Annotated in this window: 2 protein-coding genes; one reads left to right on the top strand and one right to left on the bottom strand. The window is 62.6% G+C overall.

The window, feature by feature from the left end; all coding sequences use genetic code 11:
* The coding region (locus AC1DT2_RS22525) for a Fic family protein (protein WP_477298868.1) at nucleotides 1-478 on the top strand (478 nt) is incomplete at its 5' end.
* A gap of 290 nt (nucleotides 479-768) precedes the next feature.
* Here AC1DT2_RS22525 and AC1DT2_RS22520 read toward each other — a convergent pair.
* Nucleotides 769-1,739, bottom strand: a 971-nt coding sequence (locus tag AC1DT2_RS22520) for an XVIPCD domain-containing protein (protein ID WP_477298866.1), incomplete at its 5' end; no start/stop codon positions are given.

Here is a 1,739-nt window from a genome sequence, read left to right as displayed (position 1 = left end):
GGGAGAAGGGGCGGCGGGATTTGTCCGCCTCCTGCTGCAGATGCACCAGACGTTGATGCCAGGCAGCACGGGTTTTCGCACCACTGCCGTGGGGTCCGCGCCGGACAGGAGAGGCGAGGGCATCGTCTATCCGCCGCCAGGCGCCATCCCCGGCCAGCTGGAAGCCGTGTGGAACCATTGGGCCGGTCACGTTGACCAGAGTCCGGGTTTTGCCGCTGTGGTCGCCATGACGGCGTTGATGAACCTGCACCCGTTCATGGACGGAAACGGGCGGGTCGGGCGGCTGCTGTTCCACTGGACGCTCAACCGCCACCGCACAGATCCCGCCTACCTGCCCATCTATGAACTGTCGGCCATGTCACAGTGCGGCTATCTCGTTCGTCTCCGGCAAGCGCAATACCATGACGAGTGGGCGCCGCTGTTGAGCTATCTCGTTATGGTTGCCGCGCGGCTGCTCGGGGAATGTCCGGGAAGATGACTTTCCTGTTCCACAAAGGTCAGTGCGCGGTTTGAAGTCAGCCAAAAACCAGGGCGCAAGTGAGACCGATTGCGCCGAAGACAATGATGAATATCGCCATCGCCAGGAGGAGATTCCCACGCCACAAGGAGCGCGGTTTCTGAGTGGTGAATGTGCGACGGCTGGACATTGCGCCATGCTGTCGCCATCTGTTTTTCGGGCAAGGCCGCTGCGGCAGATTGCCCCTCATGGTCCACCTTGACCGTCCTAGGTGAAAGGCAGGACCAGCGATGCCGGCCCCGCCCGTCTTCTCACCTTGTCATCGAAGGTCCGGCTGCTTGCTGGACGTCTGGCGCCACTTGCTGCTGGACCTGATGCTGGGTCTGTGTCTGCTGTTGTTGCTGGGTGTTGTTTTGCACGTTGGCTGCCGCTTCATGGCTGCTTTGTGCCAGCGGTGTCTGGACAGCCTGCATGACGTCGACTTCCACGAACTTCTTGAACGGGGAGTTGAGCTCACCCTGGATGGCATAGCCCCGGTTGGCGTCGTCCGATAACGCCACATGGTCAATGCGGCTGAAGCCCGCAGCCGTGGCGGCTGAAGTCAGGGAGCCGGCGAAGTTCTGTGTGTGCGGTCCCGGCGCGCGGCCCTGCTCCTGGTCAATGCGGGCCACACAGGTGTGGGCCTGCTCATAAATCCCGTGGGCCGGATGGCGGACATCGAGCAGTGTGGGGACACTTTGGGTGGTCGCCTGTCCATGCCCCCTTGCCTCGCCGATGGCCGCCATCGTTGCCGGTCCTGCCACCCCGTCGGGTTTGAGCCCGTGCGCCGTCTGGAAGGCTTCCACAGCTTCTTTGGTATGCGGGCCAAAGTGCTGGTCGGCATGGATGGCACTGCCGTCTCGTGCCGTGATGCCGAGGGCGGCAAGGTCTGACTGGAGTGCGCCGACGGCGGCACCATGGTCTTTTTCCCGCAAGACACCAGGGTGGGCGTGGCCTGAAGCTGCATGAGCGGGTGCGGCGTGGTGGGTCGGATGAGAGGCCTTCAGAGCAGCCACTTGTTCTTCCGACATCACGGGCGTTGGCGTGACGGTCCCGGCTTTCCATGACTCAAAGTGGGCGATGCCGTCGAGCAGGGCACTCGTTTCGGCCGCTGTCATGTCCTTGACCTTCTTGCCGTGCAGGTCCTGGCCTTCTGCAGCTGCGACCTTGTAGATGTCGTTGGCCTGTGCCTCGTAGTGCACCGGGCCACTGTAATCGGGTTTCGAATAGTCCCGGATAAGCT

The sequence above is a fragment of the Luteibacter sp. P4_E6 genome (genome assembly GCF_056401535.1).
The sequence above is the reverse complement of the archived record's forward strand: the minus strand, read 5'-3'. Positions and strand labels throughout refer to the sequence as shown.